Below are 17,917 nucleotides of genomic sequence, written 5' to 3' on the forward strand. Positions count from 1 at the left end.
AATGGTTTTTATATTTACTACTGATCGCAATGCAGCCAGCCGTAGAATTTCGCAACATAAGCAAGGCCTTCGGGCCGGTGCAAGCGAACGCTGACGTCAGCTTCTCGATCGCCAAGGGCTCGATCCACGGCGTGATCGGCGAGAACGGCGCCGGCAAATCCACCCTGATGAGCATCCTGTACGGCTATTACAACGCCGACAGCGGCCAGCTCCTGATCGACGGCCAGGAGCGCACCATCCGCACCAGCCAGGAAGCGATCGCGCTTGGCATCGGCATGGTGCACCAGCACTTCATGCTGGTCGAGAACATGACCGTGCTCGACAACGTGATGCTGGGCGCCGAAGGCGGCTTCAAGCTCGCCGGCCAGCGCGCGCAAACCGAAGCGAAGCTGCGCGAAATCTGCGAGCGTTATCGCCTGGACGTCGATCCGCTGGCCACGATCTCGGACCTGTCGGTGGGCGCGCAGCAGCGCGTCGAGATCCTCAAGCAGATCTACCGCAGCGCCAACATCCTGATCCTCGACGAGCCGACCGCGGTCCTGACCGCGCAGGAAACCGCGTCGCTGTTCGAAATCCTGCGCCTCTTCAAGGAACAGGGCAAGACCATCATCCTGATCACCCACAAGCTGCAGGAGATCATGGACATCACCGACCAGGTGACCGTGATGCGCGCCGGCCGCGTGGTGGGCGCGGTGGCCACCGCCGACACCTCCCGCGAGCAGCTGGCCGGCATGATGGTCGGCCGCCCGATCCAGAGCGAACTGCCGCGCGCGCCCTACAATCCGGGCGCCGCAGTGCTCCAGGTCTCCGGCCTGCAGCTGGAAGACAAGAACAAGGTCAGACTGCTGGCCGACATCGACCTCACCGTGCGCGCCGGCGAAATCGTCGCGATCGCGGGCGTCTCGGGCAACGGCCAGAGCGAACTGATGGAGATCCTGTCCGGCATGCGCCTGCCCAGCAGCGGCCGGGTCGACTTCCTGGGCAAAGAGCTGCCGTTCGACGGCCGCTCCAACGCCGACGGCCTGCCCGCCACATTCCGCAACCTGGGCATCGGCCACGTGCCGGAAGACCGCCTGCGCGATGGCGTGATCAAGGACTTCTCGGTCATGCACAACACCGTGTTCGGCTACCACGACCGCGTCACCAACGGCTGGGGCCTGTTCAACTTCGACGCGATCGCCAAGCGCTGCGCGCACCTGATCGAAGCGTTCGACGTGCGCCCGAAAAACGCGGACATGCGCATTGGCCTGCTCTCCGGCGGCAACCAGCAGAAGGTCGTGATCGCGCGCGAAGTGTCGGCGCAGCCGAAGCTGCTGCTGGTCGGCCAGCCGACGCGCGGCGTGGACATCGGCACCATCGAAAGCATCCACACCCAGCTCCTGCGCCTGCGCGACGAAGGCGTGGCGATCCTGCTGGTGTCAGTGGAACTGGAGGAAGTACGCGCGCTGGCCGACCGCATCGTCGTGATGTCGGGCGGCCGCATCACGGGCGAGCTGCAGATTGACGAATTCGACACCACCCGCATTGGTCTGTTGATGGGCGGGATGCACAAATCATGAAAACGACTGAACTCCCACGCTGGGCCACTGGCGTTGTCCTGCCCCTCCTGAATTTGCTGTCGGCGCTGCTGGTGGCCGCGCTGGTGATCCACCTGCTCGGCGAAAGCCCGGTCGAATCGCTCGGCATCCTGTTCGATAGCGCCGTTCTCAACCCGGAAGGCCTGTCCTATACGCTGTTCTACGCCAGCACCTTCATCTTCACTGGCCTGGCGGTTTCGGTGGCGATGAAAGCGGGCCTGTTCAACATCGGCGCCGAAGGCCAGATGTACTTCGGCGGCCTGGGGCTGACGCTGGCCATGCTCGCGTTCGACCACACCCTGTCCGCCTGGCTCCTGATCCCGGCGGCGATGCTCGGCGCCGCCCTGTTCGGCGCGCTGTGGGCCTTCATCCCCGGCTACCTGCAGGCCAAGCGCGGCAGCCACGTGGTGGTCACGACCATCATGTTCAACTTCATCGCCGCGAGCCTGATGAACTTCATCATCGTCAAGTACCTGATTCCGGACGGCGAGCAGAACCCCGCCTCGCGCGTGTTCACCCACGCCGCCGAGATGCCGCGCCTGTCGAGCTGGTTCCCGGTCCTGGGCGATACGCCGCTGAACGTCAGCTTCCTGATCGCGATCGCCGCGCTGGCGATCTACGGCGTGATGGTATGGCGCTCGTCGTGGGGCTACCAGCTGCGCGCCACCGGCCTGAACCAGCATGCCGCCCACTACGCGGGCGTGAAGATCAGCCGCATGATCGTCAATGCCATGCTCATTTCCGGCGCGCTGGCGGGCCTGGCCGCGGTCAACTCGATCCTCGGCTCGACCCACTACCTGTCGCTGAACTTCCCGGCCGGCGCCGGCTTCATCGGCATCGCGATCGCGCTCATGGGGCGCCAGCACCCGATCGGCATCTTCCTCTCGTCGGTGCTGTTCGGCGCGCTGATCCAGGGCGGCTTCGACCTGTCGCTCGAAAAACCGAACATTCCGCAGGAGACCTTCATCTTCATCCAGGGCCTGATCATCCTGTTCTGCGGGGCGATGGAAAACCTCTACGCGCCAGCCATCCTTAAACTGATCAACGTAACACGCAAGGGATAAGCCATGCTGGAAGACCTTCATATCGCCAGTATCGTGGTCTCCACGATCCGCAACGCGCCGGTGCTGATGTTCGCAGCCATGGCCGGCCTGTTCGCGGAAAGGAGCGGCGTCGTCGACATTGGCCTCGAGGGCAAGATCCTCGCCTCGGCCTTCGTCTCGGCAGCCGTCGCCTACGTCACCAAGAATCCTTACTACGGGGTGCTCGCGGCGATCCTGGTATCGAGCGCGCTCGCCATGATCCAGGCCTTCGTCTCGATCACCCAGAAGGGCAACCAGCTGGTGGCCGGCATCGCGATCAACATCGCCATGAGCGGCCTGACCTTCGTGGTGGCGCAATTCTTCTTCCAGCAAGGCGGCCGCACGCCGGAGCTGGGCGACGCGCGCCTGCCCGAGGTGATCCTGCCCGGCGCCGCGGCGCTGGAAAACGTGCCGTTCATCGGCTGGTTCTACGGCCATGTGATCGGCGGGCACTCGATCCTGGTGTACCTGGCGTTCCTGCTGCTGCCGATCGTGCACTGGGTGCTCTACCACAGCCGCTTCGGCCTGCGCCTGCGCGCCTGCGGCGAGAACCCGCACGCGGCCGACGCGGCCGGCGTATCGGTCGAGCGCACGCGTTACATGGCCATGCTGGTGGCCGGCGTCCTGTGCTCGTTCTCGGGCGCCTACCTGGCGATCGTCCAGAGCGGCTTCTTCCTGCGCGACATGTCGGCCGGCGCCGGCTACCTGGCGCTGACCGCGCTCGTGTTCGGTAACTGGCGTCCGCTGCAAACGGTGCTCGGCTGCCTGATGTTCGGCTTCTTCTCCGCAGTGCAGATCCAGATCGAAGGTGTCGACCTGCCGGTCGTGGGACGCATTCCGGGTTCGCTGATCCAGATGATCCCGTACGTCGTGACCGTGGTCGTGCTGGCCGGCCTGATGGCCAAGTCGGTGGCGCCGAAGGCGATCGGCAAGCCGTTCGTCAAATCCCGCTAAGCCGCGGTATTGGCCAGGGTGCGCTTTTTCTGAGCGCACCCTGGGCGCAGCCTGTCCTACCTCTCCTGCCCTGCCGTTGTAATCTCTTCCGATCTTCTTGCCGCTCACGCCCATCGCGTGCAGCACATGCTCGTTGCCGCTTTTGCAGGACCCACTTCTGCTAGGCGTGGACCTTATTGGCGGACGCGTCCCAGCCGCCCATTGTGCTGCCGCCAGCACCGCCGCCGATCTTCTGTTGCGTGTACGTGGATTTGATCCTGGCGTAAGCCAAGTGAACCGTCTCAGCAAGCGTTCCGCCGTTGCCGCTGTTCGGATGGAACTTGGAAATCATCACGTTCTCCAGTTCCAGCTTGAAGTAGCAGATCGGCTTGCCTTCGCCATCGGCCCGATAGAACTCGAACACTGCCTTGGGGATCGTCTTGCCCATCGCGCAGTGCTGGAACAGAATCGGGGAAGCCAAGTCGGCCAGCTTGTCGAAACTGACCACGGACAGGTCAGCCTTGGCGTTGGTGTGACCGCCGGCTGTCGAAATGGACGTGGCCCGCGGCTGGTTCACGCTCCAGTCCACGTTCCTGACCTCGATCCATCCCTTGTGCTTCTCGTCGTTCGATTCGCCCTTGATGTCTGCGATTTGCAGGTATGCGTCGATTGCCATTGCTGTCTCCAATTGAAGTAATGGGAACAACAATGTTGCCAACTTGGCCAGCCTCCCGTTTGATGTTAATCATCTTCTACGGGGAAAAAAGGACAAGGGGACTAGACTGGCAGTGGCGGCATTCTTGGGGACCGCTCACGTAACGTGAATCAACCGCATGTCGAAGGCGTGACTATGCCTCGCCGAAACATGCGATAAAGAAACGCAAAACGCGATGCAATGTTGGCCAAGCGCCACCGCTGGCGCCTCTAACCGTGAATTGCGCTGCGTTTTGCGTGATTCATCCTACGGGGCGGCACGTCGCTTTGCAATGCCCGTTAGGGTGGGCGGGTTTCCCGCCCACGCGTTCAACTAACAGGGAAACTGTTCGGATATGGCCGGTGATCGCTGAACGCGTGGGCAGGAAACCTGCCCACCCTACAACGGCGCATAGACCAGAAGGAGCGAGTCGTTGGGGGCTTCGCGCGCAGTTCATGGGGACGCCAAAACGCCCCCAGGCACACGCACAAATATTACGGCCAGATCGCCTTGAGCACGTCGGCCAGGTGATAGCCGCCCTTGATCAGCTGGGTCTTGGCGATCGCGGAGCTGGGCACCGGATAATCGTTCGGCACTTCCAGGTTCCACGTGTAGTAGGTGTCGCCCTTCTTGCTCGTCTGCTTGGTCAGCTTGCCCGCGGTGACGCCGGCGTAAGCATGCTTCGACACAGCCAGCGCATCGTCAGCCCACTGGTACGGCCAGGTCGAAACGTCGCCCGTGTTCTTGGCAAACTCCGGCTGGCTGGCGATCGCGGCTTGCGCGAACTTCTCCGGGGTCTTGGTACGGATGCGGCGGAAAGCATAGTCGACCGTGGTGCTGTCCCAATACGAGTGGAACGGCTTGGTCAGTGCCGCAGGCACGCCTTCCTTGATCGGCTTCGGTTCGCCCGGCGGGATCAGGGCTGCGCTCGTTTGCTCGAGCTTGGCGTTATCCATCAGGAAGTTGTTGCCGCCGCGCGAGTCGAACACCGCGAGCTCGTCCACTTCCGCCTGTTTCTTCGGCACCACGAACTGGCCTTCCTTGTTGACGAAGGCCGCGCCCACGTGCAGCGGCTGGTGGATGTCGCCGGTCATGTGGGTGATCAGGATCAGCGCCTGGCGCTTGGTGAACTTGTGCGGATTGGTCTCTGGCGTGTCCTTGCCCTGCAGGACCGCGATGCACTGCTTGAGCGTCTGCACAATATCGTCTTCGGCAGTGCCGACGTCGTGGTCGTGGTAGTGCTCCAGCTGGAACGGCACGTCGGTGTAGTGGTACTCATGGTGCTTCGGATTGGCGTTCACGTAGTCGACCATCTCCTGCGACTGCGGGCCGCAGTAGTTGCCCTTCACGCAGTCCGGCCAGTTAGCGATCGATTCGAGCGTTTCGCCCGGCTGCAGCAGCGCGGCGACCTGCTTGCCGGCGTTGGTGCCCTTGAGCAGTTGGTCCGCGATCGCGCCGACCGCGCGGTGACCGTCGTTACCCCACGCCAGCGCGTCCATCGACACGAAGGCGGCGGACAGCGCGAGTACACAAGCTAGTTTCTTCATACAGTTCCCTTGTTATGGAGGTTGTCGTTCAGCGCACTTTCTGGATGCGCACGGACGGGGCAAGCGAGGCGTTTGGCGCGCCCACGCCCGGGTTTTTGGCGAGGTAATCGATCAGCGCGTCGAGGTCATAGATCTTGGTTTCGATGCGCTTCGTCCCTTTGGCAAACTCGGCGAAATGGTCGCCGCCTTCGGCCAGGAAGTTATTCACGGCTATGCGATAAGTCTGGGCATCCTCGAGCGGCACACCGTTCAGCTTAACGCTGCCGGGCACCACGCGGCTACCCGCCGGCTTGCTGCTGTCCCAGGCATAGGAAAAGCCGTTCGAAACTTGCAACACAATCGGGTCCGATGCGGCCGGACGATCCCACTGCTGCTCGATCAGACGGTGAAGCTGTGCGCCGGTCAGGTCCATGACCACCAGCGTGTTCCCGAACGGAAGCACTGCCTGCGCCTGGCCGAAGCTGGCGACCAGGTCGGCGCCGGCTTCCAGGTCCTTGCGGATGCCGGTGCCGTTCATGAAGCCGATCTGCACGCCTTGCGCGCGGGTCGCCGCGACCACCGCATCGGCGACCACGTCGCCCAGCGGCGATTCGCCGGCTTCGTTCTGGTGGCGCAGGATCGGGGCGGCGCCCAGGCGCGCAACCGGTCGCGCCAGCGCGGCCTGGCTGCGCTCCTTGACGCTGGCCACGTACTCCGTGAGCCTGGTGTCGGGCGCAAAGTCGCCCTCCTTCATCACCACGTTGCGCACGTCGATGCCCTGCACGCCGCCGGTGGCCGGATCAACAGTCATCTTGATGCGCGAGAGCAGGTGGCCGAAGGACGCAGCCTGCGTCACCACGCGGCCATCCACATTGCACAGGTAGCCCTGGTGCGAATGGCCGGTGATTATCAGGCGGATCGCCGGGTCAAGCTTTTGCACGATCGGGACGATCGCGCCCTCCAGCCGCTCGCAGCCGACCTTGTCAGGCGACTCGTCGGTCTTGCCGCCCTCGTGGATCAAGACCACGAACACCTGCGCGCCTTGCTTGCGCATTTCGGGAATGACCTTGTTGATCGACTCCGCCTCGTCGTGGAACGACAGGCCCGCGACCGCTGATGCGACCGCCACCGAGGGCGTCCCCTGCAGCACCGCGCCGACGAAGCCGACCTTCACGCCCTTGACGGACTCGATGCGGTACGCCGGTACCAGCAGCTTGCCGGTCGCGCTGTCGGTGACGTTCGCGGCCAGGTAGCCGAATTTGGCGCCGCCGAAATTCGGCGCCAGCTGGCAGGCCTTGGACGGACGCGGCGAATCGCAGCCGCCATGCTGCTGGCGCAGCAGCTCCTTGCGGCCGCCGTCAAATTCGTGGTTGCCCAGCGAGCTGACGGACAGGCCCAGCATGTTCAATGCGGAGATGGTCGGCTCGTCCGCCCACATCGACGATACCGCGGGGCTGGCGCCGATCAGGTCACCGGCGGCGACCAGCAGCAGGTCCTTGTCTTCGCGCCGCCATGCGGCCAGCGCGCCGCCCAGCGTGTCGATGCCGCCGGCACGCAGCGACTCCTTCTTGCCGGTGACGGCGTCGGTATAGGTGTACTTGCTCGGCTCCAGGTTGCCGTGGAAGTCGTTGAGCGCGACCAGGTTGATGTCAATGGGAGCGCGCTGCTGCACGCTGGCGCAGCCGGCCAGTGCCAGCGCGACAGCCAACGCGGGAATGCTTGCCCGAAGGGGGCGCGGGACGATCATCGTCAGGATACCTTTTGAAGAATGCAAACTCTAAAGCCAACTGAGGCGAGGCGCATTATTGCATCAACGGGTAGCAATCGGGTCTTTACAGTTGCCGTTACGCCTCACTACCCACTCACCCGTAAACGAAAAAACGGCCGGTGTCGCCACCGGCCGTTTTCATGTCAAGCAGACGAACTCAGGAAATTAGAATTCGTACTTGGCGGTCATCTGGATTGCCCACTGCGATTCGCCCTTGTTCTGGCGGATATCGTAAGGCTTGACCTGGTTGCGCATCGAGTACACGTAACGGCCCTGCGCATCGATACCGGCGTAGTCGACGAAGTTACGCACCTGGCCGCCGTTCGAGGTGAACACCATCTCGTTGATATGGCCCCACTTCTTGTTCAGCAGGTTGCCGACGTTGAAGATGTCCAGGCTCAGGAAGCCCTTGTTACGCTTGAACAGGCCCGGGATTTCCTGGGAAAGGCGCATGTCGAAGCTGTTGGTCCACGGCGAGAAGTCGCTGTTGCGACCCACCACGCCACCGGCAGCATTACGCAGCACCTTGTTGGCGTTGACGATGTCCCAGAACTTCTGCTCGTTGGCGTGGCTGGTCGCGGTGTCGCCTGCGAACACAACTTCACCCGAACCGAATGCCTTCGGGATGTACATCAGGTCGTTGCCGGCAGAGCCGTCGCCGTTCATGTCGTTGGCAAACGTCCAGCTGTACGGCTTGCCCGAGCGGCCTTCGTAGAACAGGCCAAAGGTGGTCTTGTAACCTTCGAAGAAATTGTGCTTCCAGTCGACCTTGGCGTTGACACGGTTCTTGACCAGGTAGGCCGAGTTGGCGGCCACGTCTTCGTTCGGGTTGAACACCGAACGGGCAGCCCAGTTCGAGTTCGCCACCGACGAAGTCAGCGGCGACACTTCGGTTGCGCTGGTGTGGCTATAGGCGACCGACCAGCCGTAACCCTTGGTGAGCGGACGGGTCAGCGACATGGTCAGCACGTTCGAGCCGCCTTCGCTGGTGCGCTTGGCCATCTGCACGTTGCCGTAGCTGTTGTTGCTCAGCGCCTTGTTGGTATTGGTGCAGCCTGCCGTGGTGCTTACCGAACCATTACCGATCGTGTAGCAAGCCGCGGACAGGCCATTGGCGTTCCAGAACAGCTGGCGGCCGTCCGGACCGATCTTGGTCGGCGCGCCCAGGTTCATGTTCTCGTAGTAGAGGCCGTCCTTGGTCTTGATGGTCAGCGCCTCGGCGCCGAAGACCAGGCCGTACCACGGCAGTTCGCTTTCGAACGCCAGGTTACCCTTCCACACCGACGGCTGACGCAGTTCAGACGACAGGTAGTCGACGTTCGCGGCCGGGATCGCGCCGTTGACGGTCTTCTGCTTGTCCGGATCGGGGCTGAAGGTGCCGTCCGTGGTCGGGCACTGGGTCGCGCCGGAACCGCTGCAGCTGATCACGCGGGTGGCCACGCCCGGGTTCGAGAACGGGTTGGACAGCCAGACCGACATCGCCGCGCCCTGGAACAGGCCGGCGCCGCCGCGCAGTTGCATCGCACGTTCGGTGTCGAAGCGGTAGTTGAAGCCCACGCGCGGCTGGAACAGCTTGGTGCCATCCAGGGTCACGGTGTTGTCGTAGCCGAAGCCGCCGGTCGCGCGCACGAAGGTTGCCGCGTTGCCTGCGATGACCGGCTGTGCAGCGGCAGTGTTTGCGATCGGCTTGTTGCCGACATTGAGCAGATCGAGGCGAACGCCATAGCTCAGCGTCAGGTTCTTGTTGAAGCTCCAGGTGTCCTGCAGGAACAGGCCGGTGGTCTTCATCGTGAACTGGGAAACCCCATCATTGAGCGCATACCCGGCCGCCGGCACCTGGACACTGTACGACGACGGACGGCCACGCTTGAAGTTCTCGTACACCGCGCTTTCCACGTCGGCGAGGGTCGCCTTGTTGCAGTCGGCGATTTTGCCGCCCTTGAGGAAATCGTACGTGAAGCGGTTGTCGCACTGGAACGTGTAGTTGCCGAACACGTTCTGCAGGTAGGCGTTGTAGATCGAGTTCTTGTTGTAGTCCGCACCGAACTTGATCTCGTGGTCGCCCACGGTCCAGTTGGCGCCGCCATACAGGTCGGTGGTTTCGGTGCCCAGCACGTTCATCTGGCGTGCATACTCGGTACCCGAGTTGATGAAGCGGCTACCGGTGCGGGTGCCGGCCGGTGCGTCGGCCGGCAACGGGCCGCCAAAGCCGAACGAGATCGACGGCATGCGCGCGCTGTTTTCCGGGACCGAGCTGTAGTTACGCTGCGAAGCCTTGAATTCGGTCGAGAAGGTCGGGGTCCAGTCCGAGAATACCTGGGCCACGGTGGTCTCGATGCTCTTCACGTTCTTGTAGAACTGGGAGTCGAGCGTGACGCCGGTGGCCGAGAAGGACGGGAACACCGGATCGCTCTGCGAGGTCTTGGCGTAACGGACGTTGGCGCGGTGGTTGTCGTTGATGTTCCAGTCGACCTTGAGCATCTGCTCGCGCGAGACGAACTGCGAACCGGCCGGCACGTCGGTGCTGCCCAGGTTCAGGTTGTAGGAGCTCTTGGCGATGTCCTGGAGCTTGGCGATTTCGGCCTGGGTGATGCCCACGGTGGTGCCGGCGTTGCTGCCGATCACGCCGAAATCAGGCGTTGCGCGCGAGCTCTTGCTCTCTTCCAGCAGGGCGAAGAAGAACAGCTTGTCCTGGATCAGCGGGCCGCTGACCCATGCGCCCTTGGTGTTTTCCTTGAACGCCGGCGCGCTGCTGTAGGTGTCGGCGGCGGTGTTGTAGCGCTTGCCGACCAGGTTGTCGTCACGGGTCACGAAGTACGCCGTGCTCTTCCACTGGTTGGTACCGGACTTGGTGACGGCGTTGATGTTGCCGCCGGTATAGCCCTTCTGGGTCACGTCGTAGTTGGCAACGTTCACCTGGACCGACTGGATCGCTTCGATCGAGATCGGCTGGCGTGCGGTCGGGCTGCCGTTGGCTTCCAGGCCGAAGGTGTCGTTCACGTTCACGCCGTCGATGGTCATCGAGTTAAAGCGCGAGTTCTGGCCGGCCACCGACATCTCGCCGCGCTCCTTGTCGGTCTGCGACACGCGCGGGTCGGCGCGGGCGTAGTCCTGCAGGTTACGCTGGATCGACGCCTGGCTCGCCAGTTCGCTGGCGCTGATGCTGGTGCCCGTGCCCATGTTGTTGCGCGAGAAGACTTCGGAACGGGAGGCGCTGCCGGTCACCGTCACGGTCTGCATCTGCTGGCCCAGGGTGGCGTCGACCGAAGCGGTCTCGGCGAGCTGGAGGAAGACGTTTTCACGTTTCTCCGAGACACCGTTCTTGGTGATAATGATCGTGTACGGGCCGCCTGCGCGCAGGCCGCGGGCCACATAGCGGCCTTCCGCGTCGGTCGTGACGTTGCTGACAGAACCGGACTCGGTGTGGATGACTTGAACGCTTGCGCCGGCTGCCGGAGCGCCGTCAGCGTTGGTGATGCGTCCGCCGACGGCCGACGTGGTGTTCTGCGCGAAGGTCGGCGCCGCCGACAACGCAATCGACAAAGCCAGCGCCAGCTTGGTGAGCCGGATCTGTTGTTGAGTGATCATTATATAACCCCAATTTGACTTAATTGTTATTGGTCGCCCCGAAGGACTTCCCTCTTACAGTACTGCAACCCTGTTTTGCTGCATGCGACGCTACCCCGGCACACCGCAGGTGCCGGAATTGTAAGTGCTCAATATGTCAGGAACGTTACGTATCGGAAAAACAACATCAACGGCCCGGATGTTGAAATCGAATATGACATTAGCGTTACCAAGATGACAAATACCTTTTCTCTTCCGGATTTATAGCTTGTGGATATAAATCCACCCGAAAAACCGTCCGGCGCGCACCTCGTGCGTGGGTCTCCCCAGCAAAATCTTAAGGCGCGATTATAAAGGAGGCATTCTTAGACGAAATCCATTCGGGAAATATTTCTCCAAAGGACCCGGTCGGAAGGAAGATTTGTCGCAGGAAGGCCACACATGAGGCCAAATGTGAAGGATTTCCGCCGAAGGTTTGCGATTTATCAAAGCAAAATCTGCAACATCGAGGAGCGCACGGCCAGCCCGGCGGACGGGCCGTGCGAAATTGGCGGGATGCTATTTGGAGCTTGCCTTTTTTACCACGCCGCGCGCCGCAGGCTTGTCCAGCGTGGCGATCTCCGCCTCGAAACGGGCGAAGCGTTCATCGAGCTGGCGCGTCAGGCGCGCCTTGTCGGCGTCGGCCAGGAACGAATAGCGGATGCTGTTGTACGAGGCCTTCTTCACCTCCGCATAATCCGGCTTGTAGCGGCTCGCGAACAGCACGTACTCGTTGGCCAGAGTGTGGCGGGTGACGCCGGCGTCGTCGGTCGAGATCACGTACGGCACCCCATACCTGCGGTACAGCGTGATCGGATGGTTCTCGCCCCGGACCCCGTTGATGAAGCCGTTCGAAGTCAGGTTGATCTCGACCGGAATGCCCTTCTCCTTCATCGTCTTCATGATCCCGATCGCATTCGTCTCGTGCGCCAGGTCGATGCCGTGGCCGATGCGGTCGGCGTGACCGAGCATGAGCGCCTGGTCGATGTGGAACTGCAGGCCTTCCGGCGGCACGTCGCCCAGCGCCAGCTCACCCGCATGCAGCGCCACCTTCACGTTCGGATAGCGCGCCTTCAGGAAGCGGAACATCTTCATGTGCAGCGTGTAGTCGCGCATCGACACCATCTGGCTTTCCTGGCCGACGATGTTCACGCCCACGATCTTGTCGCTGGCCTGTGCCGCCTTGAAGCCGGCCACCATCGACGAGAACACCTGCGACGGGTTCAACAGGCGCAGCACATAGGTCTGGTAGCGCATGGTGAAGCGCTCGTCGTCGATGCCCTTGGCCGCGTCGTCGATCTTGGCGACGAACTCGGTGATCGAACGGAGGTACGCCGGGTCCTGCTCCAGTTGCGCCATCCAGCTGCGCATCTGCGCGTCGAACGCGGCGTCGTCGTTGGCGTTCTGCCAGGCCGCCTTGTCGAAGTCGGGATTGGTCACGAACGGCGACATCTTGAACATCGTCTCGATGTAGGCCACGTTGCTCGCGATCGCGCGCTCTTTCAGCGTCAGCAGGCCTTCATGGAAGTTGGTGTTCGAGACCGCGCCGAAGTAGCCGAAGGTCTGGAAGAACTGGCGGTCCGGCGGCGGCTGGATCGTGCCGTGGTTGTCGAAGTCCTTGCTCGACCAGCGCTTGAGCAGTTCGCGGTAAGTGTGGTCGTCGGCATACACGTCGCCGCTCACCAGGCAGCTGCGCTGCGCGGGTGGTTTGGCGCTCTCCGCCTCGACCACCGCCTTGTCGGTCACGATCCGGAAGCTCTGCTTGTCCACGCACCAGCCCTGCTTGTCGAGCCAGTCGACATACTGCTCGGCGTACAGCGCGCCCGAATAGTGGTGGTGCAGGTCGCCGCCCTTGGGCATCTGCGAGAAGAACAGCGTGAGCTCGGCCAGTTTCGGTTGTGCTCCGGCGATCAGCGCCGCGTAGTGGCGTGCGGTGGCGGCCTCGTTGGCCCGGCCGGCCGCGCCCGGCGTGGCAGCTTGCGCGCTGCCGGCAAGGGCGAGCGCGATCAGGAGGCTGTGGCGAAGTAGCGTGTGCATGGCTTGTGGTTCTCTCGGTGAGGTTAAGACGGCAGGCGGCTGTGCACCAGGTTACCGGCCGCGTAGGTGGCGCGGATGGCGCGGTCGTCGCCCAGCAGCGCCAGCGCAAACAGCAACTCCTCGAGAGAATTGGCATGCGACGTGCGCCGCGCCAGCAGCGGCGTCGCCTTCGGATCGATCACGATAAAGTCGGCCTCCGCGCCGGGAGCGAAGCTGCCGATCGTCCCCTCGAGTTGCATGCTGCGTGCCGCGCCGAGCGTCGCCAGGTAGAACATGCGCAGCGCCGGCAGGTAGCTGCCTTTCAATCGCGCAACTTTATACGCTTCATTCATCGTTTGCAACATCGAGAACGAGGTCCCCCCGCCGACGTCGGTACCCAGCGAGAGCAGCGCGCCCGCGCCGTCGGCCGTCTCGAAATCGAACAGGCCACTGCCGAGGAACAGGTTGGAAGTCGGGCAGACCGCGGTCGCGGACTGCGTGTCGGCCATGCGCGCCCAGTCTTCGCCGTCGAGCCATACGCAGTGGCCGAACATGGTGCGCTGGCGCATCAGGCCATAGTGTTCGTACACCGACAGGTAACTGCGATGGTTGGGGAACAGCTCGCGCACCCAGCGGCACTCGTCGACGTTTTCCGAGACGTGAGTCTGGATGAAGGTGTCCGGGTAGCTGCGCGCCAGTTCGCCCGCCAGGGCAAGCTGCTCCTCGGTCGAGGTGGGCGCGAAACGCGGCGTGATCGCGTACAGCTGGCGGCCGTGCTTGTGCCACTTGTTGATCAGCTCTTCGCTGTCGCGCACGCCCTCAACACAGGTGTCGCGCAGGAACGGCGGGCAGTGACGGTCCATCAGCACTTTGCCCGCGACCATGCGCAGGTTGCGCGCATGGCTCGCTTCAAAGAACCCGTCCACCGACTCGCGGTGCACGCTGCAGTAGACCATTGCCGTGGTGGTGCCGTTCCTGAGCAGCTCGTCGACGAAGAACTCAGCGACGGAGCGCGCATGGGCCAAGTCCTCGAACCTGCGCTCAGTGGGGAAGGTATAGGTTTCCAGCCATGGCAAAAGGCCGGGCCCGGGCGAGGCGATCATGTCCGTCTGCGGGAAATGCAGGTGGGTGTCGATGAAACCCGGGGTGATCACATGGCCGCGATAATCGGCGACCGCAACGCCGGGCGGCAGGGCCGAAGCGAGCGACGCGTAGTCGCCGGCTGCCTTGACCTTGCCGTCTTCGACCAGCAGCAGGCCGTCTTCAATCCAGGAATGGGCATCGCTTGACAGGGCCGGATCGGCGTGAAAATGCAGCAAGCTCGCTCGGTAGGCTTGCATGGGCTGTGTTACGGTCGACATTAGATTCTTTCTGAGGCTACTAGTCTGAAACTGGGGGCCGAGGGCTCGGATGCGGCGCCGGCCGCGTCCCGGGATTCCCACAACTGGAGAAGCTGCGCCGCCACCGAGGCGGCGATCACGGCTGGCGCCTTGCCGGCAATCCCAGGCACGCCGATCGGGCAAACCATGCCGTCGATGCGCGCCGGGTCGATGCCGCGTGCGCGCAGCCGGTGCTCGAACTGCTTGCGCTTGGTGTGCGATCCGATCAGGCCGAACCAGTCCGCGCCGGGACGCGACAGTATCGCGTCCGCCAGCCGCTGGTCAAGTGCATGGCTGTGCGTCATCACCAGAAAGCAGGTTCCCGCAGGGGCGCGCGCCGCCAGCGCTTCCGGCATGTCGGTCGCTTCCACGCTGACGTTGGCCGGCACACTGGCCGGGAACTGTTCATCGCGCTCGTCGACCCAGGTGACGCGGCACGGCAAATCGGCCAGCGCGCGCACGATCGCCGCGCCGACGTGGCCGGCGCCGAACAGCATCAGGTGCGCGCCCGGCGGCGTTACCGGATCGACCAGCCAGCGGCGGCCGTCCTGTTCCTGCATCACGTGGGTGCCGCGGTGGCGCGCGAACATGGGCGCGCCCTCGCCCGCCAGCTGGCGCGCGTTGGCGTCGAACAGGGCGGTGTGCGGCGCGCCATCCAGCGCCGACAGGCGCCACACGTCTTCGTGCCGGTGCCGCGCGAGCAGCGCGGCATGCGCGGGCTCGAGCAGTTCGAACGCAAGATGCACCACCCCGCCGCAGCACTGGCCGAGGCTGGGGCCGAGCGCGAAACGCTCCAGGCGCCGCGGCTGGCCGTCTTTCAACATGTCGCGTGCGATTGCTATCGCGCGCAGCTCGAGGTGGCCGCCGCCGATGGTGCCGTTCAGCGCATCGGCGCTAACCAACATCTTCGCGCCCGGCTCGCGCGGACCCGATCCTTCAACCATGGCGACCGTGACCAGCACGGCCGGCCCCTCTGTCAGCCAGCCGTCCATGTCACGCCGTCCGCGCGCACGCCGCCCGCACGGCGGCAATCGAATTGACGATTTCTTCGCAGGTCGCAGGCGCATTCAACGGCGGATTGACCCGGTGATCGCCGACGCTGGAAATCGCGTCGCGGATCGCAAAGAACACCGAGAACGGCAACAGCAGCGGCGGCTCGCCCACCGCCTTGGAACGGTGGATGCTGTCCTCGACGTTGCGGTTGTCGAACAGGCGCACGCGGAAGTCTTCCGGGCAGTCCGAAACTGTCGGGATCTTGTACGTCGACGGCGCATGGGTCATCAGCTTGCCCGCCGGATTCCACCACAACTGCTCGGTGGTTAGCCAGCCCATGCCCTGGATGAAGGCGCCCTCGACCTGGCCGATGTCGATCGCGGGGTTCAGCGAATTGCCCGCGTCGTACAGCGCGTCGGCGCGCAGCAGCTTCCATTCGCCCGTCAGGGTATCCACCACCACTTCCGACACCGCCGCGCCATAGGCGAAATAAGAGAACGGACGGCCGGTCATGCTCTTCGGGTCCCAGCTGAGGCCTGGCGTGGCGTAGTAGCCGTCGGACCAGAGCTGCACGCGCGCCAGATACGCCTTGGCCACCAGCTGGGCGAACGCAATCTCGTGGCCGCCCACGAACACCGTGTCCGCCGCAAAGGACACCTCGTGCGCCTGGCCGCCGTACTGCGCGGCCGCAAACTGCGCCAGCCGCTCGCGGATCTGGCGCGCCGCATCCTGCGCCGCCTTGCCGTTCAGGTCCGCGCCGGTGGAGGCGGCGGTGGCCGAGGTGTTGGCCACCTTGCCGGTGTTGGTGGCCGTGGCGCGCACCCGCGCGATGTCCACGCCCAGTTCGTGCGCCACCACCTGCATCACTTTGGTATTGAGGCCCTGCCCCATCTCGGTGCCGCCGTGGTTGACGATGATCGAGCCGTCCACGTACACATGCACCAGCGCGCCGGCCTGGTTCAGGTGGGTCACGTTGAACGCGATGCCGAACTTGACCGGCGTGAGCGCCAGCCCTTTCTTGAGCACCGGGCTGGTGCGGTTGAAGTCCTCGATCGCCTGGCGCCGCGCGCGGTATTCGCTCGACGCCTCCAGCTGCGCCACCAGCTCGTGGATCACGTTGTCCACCACCTCCTGACCGTAAGGCGTCACGTTGCGTTCCTGCCGCCCGTAGAAGTTCAGGCGCCGGATGTCCAGCGAATCGCGCCCGAGGTTGCGCGCGATCTCGTCGATCACGTACTCGATGGCGATCGCGCCCTGCGGACCGCCGAAGCCGCGGAACGCGGTGTTGGACTGGGTGTTGGTCTTGCCGCAGGCGGCCAGGATCTCGACGTCGGACAGGTAATAGGCATTGTCGAAGTGGCAGACGGCGCGCGTGGCCACCGGCCCGGACAGGTCGGCCGAAAAGCCGGCGCGGCTGACCATGTCGACCTTCGCCGCCACGATCCGGCCCTCGTCGTCGTAGCCGACTTCGTATTCGTAATGGAAGCAGTGGCGCTTGCCGGTGACGAGCATGTCGTCGTCGCGGTCCGCGCGCAGCTTGACCGGGCGCTTGAGGCGCGCCGCCGCGATCGCCGCCGATGCCGCCCACAAGGCCGACTGCGACTCCTTGCCGCCGAAGCCGCCGCCCATGCGCCGGCATTCGACCACCACGTGATGCGAATGCAGGCCAAGCGCGTGCGCCACCACATGCTGCATCTCGCTCGGGTGCTGGGTCGAGCAGTACACCAGCATGCCGCGATCCTCACCGGGAATCGCGTAGGCGATCTGGCCTTCAAGGTAGAACTGCTCCTGCCCGCCGACGTGCAGCTCGCCCTTGACCCGGTGCGGTGCGCGCTCGAACGCTGCTTGCGAATCGCCGCGCGCAAGGCGCATCGGCGGCAGCACGTAGGATTGCGCGGCGCGCGCCGCCTGCGGAGTCAGGATCGCCGGCAGTTCCTCGTAGCTCACCTGCGCCAGGCGCGCCGCCCGGCGCGCGTTGTCGTGGGTGTCGGCCACCACGATGAAGACCGGCTGGCCCACGTACTGGACCAGCCCATCGGCCAGGATCGGATCGTCGTGGATGATCGGGCCGCAATCGTTCAAGCCGGGGATGTCGGCGGCGGTGAACACCGCAACCACGCCCCGGCTGGCCCGCACGGCGGTCAGGTCGATGGCCGTGATCCTGGCGTGCGCCTTGGTCGATAACCCAAGCGCGGCATGGAGCGTGCCCTGCACTTGCGCGATGTCGTCCGTGTACGTGGCCTGGCCACGCACATGCAGATCGGCCGATTCGTGCGGACGGGACAGGCCGACCGCGGTCCACGCGGCCTGGCTCAGCTCTGGTACGCCTGCGTCGTTCATGTC

11 protein-coding genes are annotated in these 17,917 nt (G+C 64.0%); 3 read left to right on the plus strand and 8 right to left on the minus strand.

Annotated features, from left to right (window positions below; all coding sequences use genetic code 11):
* The first annotated feature begins 29 nt into the window (after positions 1-29).
* From E4O92_RS09705 to E4O92_RS09715, 3 genes are read left to right on the plus strand one after another with little or no spacing between them, the layout of a single operon-like run.
* Positions 30-1,559, plus strand: a complete 1,530-nt coding sequence (locus tag E4O92_RS09705) for an ABC transporter ATP-binding protein (protein WP_135189561.1) — start codon at positions 30-32, stop codon at positions 1,557-1,559.
* On the plus strand, positions 1,556-2,641 hold the full coding sequence (locus E4O92_RS09710; RefSeq protein ID WP_135189562.1) for an ABC transporter permease: 1,086 nt from the start codon (positions 1,556-1,558) through the stop codon (positions 2,639-2,641). Before E4O92_RS09705 ends, E4O92_RS09710 begins: the two co-directional genes overlap by 4 nt.
* 3 nt (positions 2,642-2,644) lie before the next feature.
* A complete protein-coding gene (locus E4O92_RS09715; RefSeq protein WP_135189563.1) occupies positions 2,645-3,613 on the plus strand; it encodes an ABC transporter permease in 969 nt (322 codons plus the stop codon).
* Between the two features lie 160 nt (positions 3,614-3,773).
* Here the strand turns inward: E4O92_RS09715 and E4O92_RS09720 are convergent, their stop codons facing one another.
* From E4O92_RS09720 to xdhB, 8 genes are all read right to left on the minus strand, one after another.
* Positions 3,774-4,268: an Hcp family type VI secretion system effector gene (locus E4O92_RS09720; protein WP_135189564.1), complete on the minus strand. Its 495-nt coding sequence runs from the start codon at positions 4,266-4,268 to the stop codon at positions 3,774-3,776.
* 512 nt (positions 4,269-4,780) lie between these two features.
* Positions 4,781-5,833 carry a S1/P1 nuclease gene (locus tag E4O92_RS09725; protein ID WP_135189565.1) on the minus strand — a complete coding sequence of 351 codons (1,053 nt, stop codon included), beginning with the start codon at positions 5,831-5,833 and terminating at the stop codon, positions 4,781-4,783.
* 28 nt (positions 5,834-5,861) lie between these two features.
* Complete coding sequence (locus E4O92_RS09730) at positions 5,862-7,559, minus strand: bifunctional metallophosphatase/5'-nucleotidase (protein WP_135189566.1); 1,698 nt, start codon at positions 7,557-7,559, stop codon at positions 5,862-5,864.
* Positions 7,560-7,745: 186 nt separating this feature from the next.
* Positions 7,746-11,168: a TonB-dependent receptor gene (locus tag E4O92_RS09735; RefSeq protein ID WP_135189567.1), complete on the minus strand. Its 3,423-nt coding sequence runs from the start codon at positions 11,166-11,168 to the stop codon at positions 7,746-7,748.
* 537 nt (positions 11,169-11,705) lie between these two features.
* The gene (locus tag E4O92_RS09740; protein ID WP_135189568.1) at positions 11,706-13,223 is read right to left on the minus strand and encodes an amidohydrolase family protein; all 1,518 of its coding nucleotides are present in this window, start codon (positions 13,221-13,223) and stop codon (positions 11,706-11,708) included.
* A 23-nt stretch (positions 13,224-13,246) separates the two neighbouring features.
* Positions 13,247-14,563, minus strand: a complete 1,317-nt coding sequence (guaD, locus tag E4O92_RS09745; protein WP_135189569.1) for a guanine deaminase — start codon at positions 14,561-14,563, stop codon at positions 13,247-13,249.
* Positions 14,563-15,573 (minus strand): xanthine dehydrogenase accessory protein XdhC, encoded by a 1,011-nt coding sequence (gene xdhC / locus E4O92_RS09750; RefSeq protein ID WP_135189570.1) that lies wholly within the window; start codon positions 15,571-15,573, stop codon positions 14,563-14,565. The genes guaD and xdhC overlap by 1 nt, the downstream gene beginning before the upstream one ends.
* Before the next feature lies 1 nt (position 15,574).
* On the minus strand, positions 15,575-17,914 hold the full coding sequence (xdhB, locus tag E4O92_RS09755) for a xanthine dehydrogenase molybdopterin binding subunit (protein WP_135189571.1): 2,340 nt from the start codon (positions 17,912-17,914) through the stop codon (positions 15,575-15,577).
* Between the last annotated feature and the right edge of the window lie 3 nt (positions 17,915-17,917).

Source organism: Massilia horti (assembly GCF_004614195.1).
Lineage (GTDB): Bacteria > Pseudomonadota > Gammaproteobacteria > Burkholderiales > Burkholderiaceae_D > Telluria > Telluria horti.

What these genes read in the sequence shown, in the direction of transcription:
- xdhB (WP_135189571.1), bottom strand. Translation starts at nt 17,914, where the DNA reads ATGAACGACGCAGGCGTACCAGAGCTGAGCCAGGCCGCGTGGACCGCG.
- xdhC (WP_135189570.1), bottom strand. Translation starts at nt 15,573, where the DNA reads ATGGACGGCTGGCTGACAGAGGGGCCGGCCGTGCTGGTCACGGTCGCC.
- E4O92_RS09705 (WP_135189561.1), top strand. Translation starts at nt 30, where the DNA reads ATGCAGCCAGCCGTAGAATTTCGCAACATAAGCAAGGCCTTCGGGCCG.
- E4O92_RS09735 (WP_135189567.1), bottom strand. Translation starts at nt 11,168, where the DNA reads ATGATCACTCAACAACAGATCCGGCTCACCAAGCTGGCGCTGGCTTTG.
- E4O92_RS09725 (WP_135189565.1), bottom strand. Translation starts at nt 5,833, where the DNA reads ATGAAGAAACTAGCTTGTGTACTCGCGCTGTCCGCCGCCTTCGTGTCG.
- E4O92_RS09730 (WP_135189566.1), bottom strand. Translation starts at nt 7,559, where the DNA reads ATGATCGTCCCGCGCCCCCTTCGGGCAAGCATTCCCGCGTTGGCTGTC.
- guaD (WP_135189569.1), bottom strand. Translation starts at nt 14,563, where the DNA reads ATGTCGACCGTAACACAGCCCATGCAAGCCTACCGAGCGAGCTTGCTG.
- E4O92_RS09710 (WP_135189562.1), top strand. Translation starts at nt 1,556, where the DNA reads ATGAAAACGACTGAACTCCCACGCTGGGCCACTGGCGTTGTCCTGCCC.
- E4O92_RS09740 (WP_135189568.1), bottom strand. Translation starts at nt 13,223, where the DNA reads ATGCACACGCTACTTCGCCACAGCCTCCTGATCGCGCTCGCCCTTGCC.
- E4O92_RS09715 (WP_135189563.1), top strand. Translation starts at nt 2,645, where the DNA reads ATGCTGGAAGACCTTCATATCGCCAGTATCGTGGTCTCCACGATCCGC.
- E4O92_RS09720 (WP_135189564.1), bottom strand. Translation starts at nt 4,268, where the DNA reads ATGGCAATCGACGCATACCTGCAAATCGCAGACATCAAGGGCGAATCG.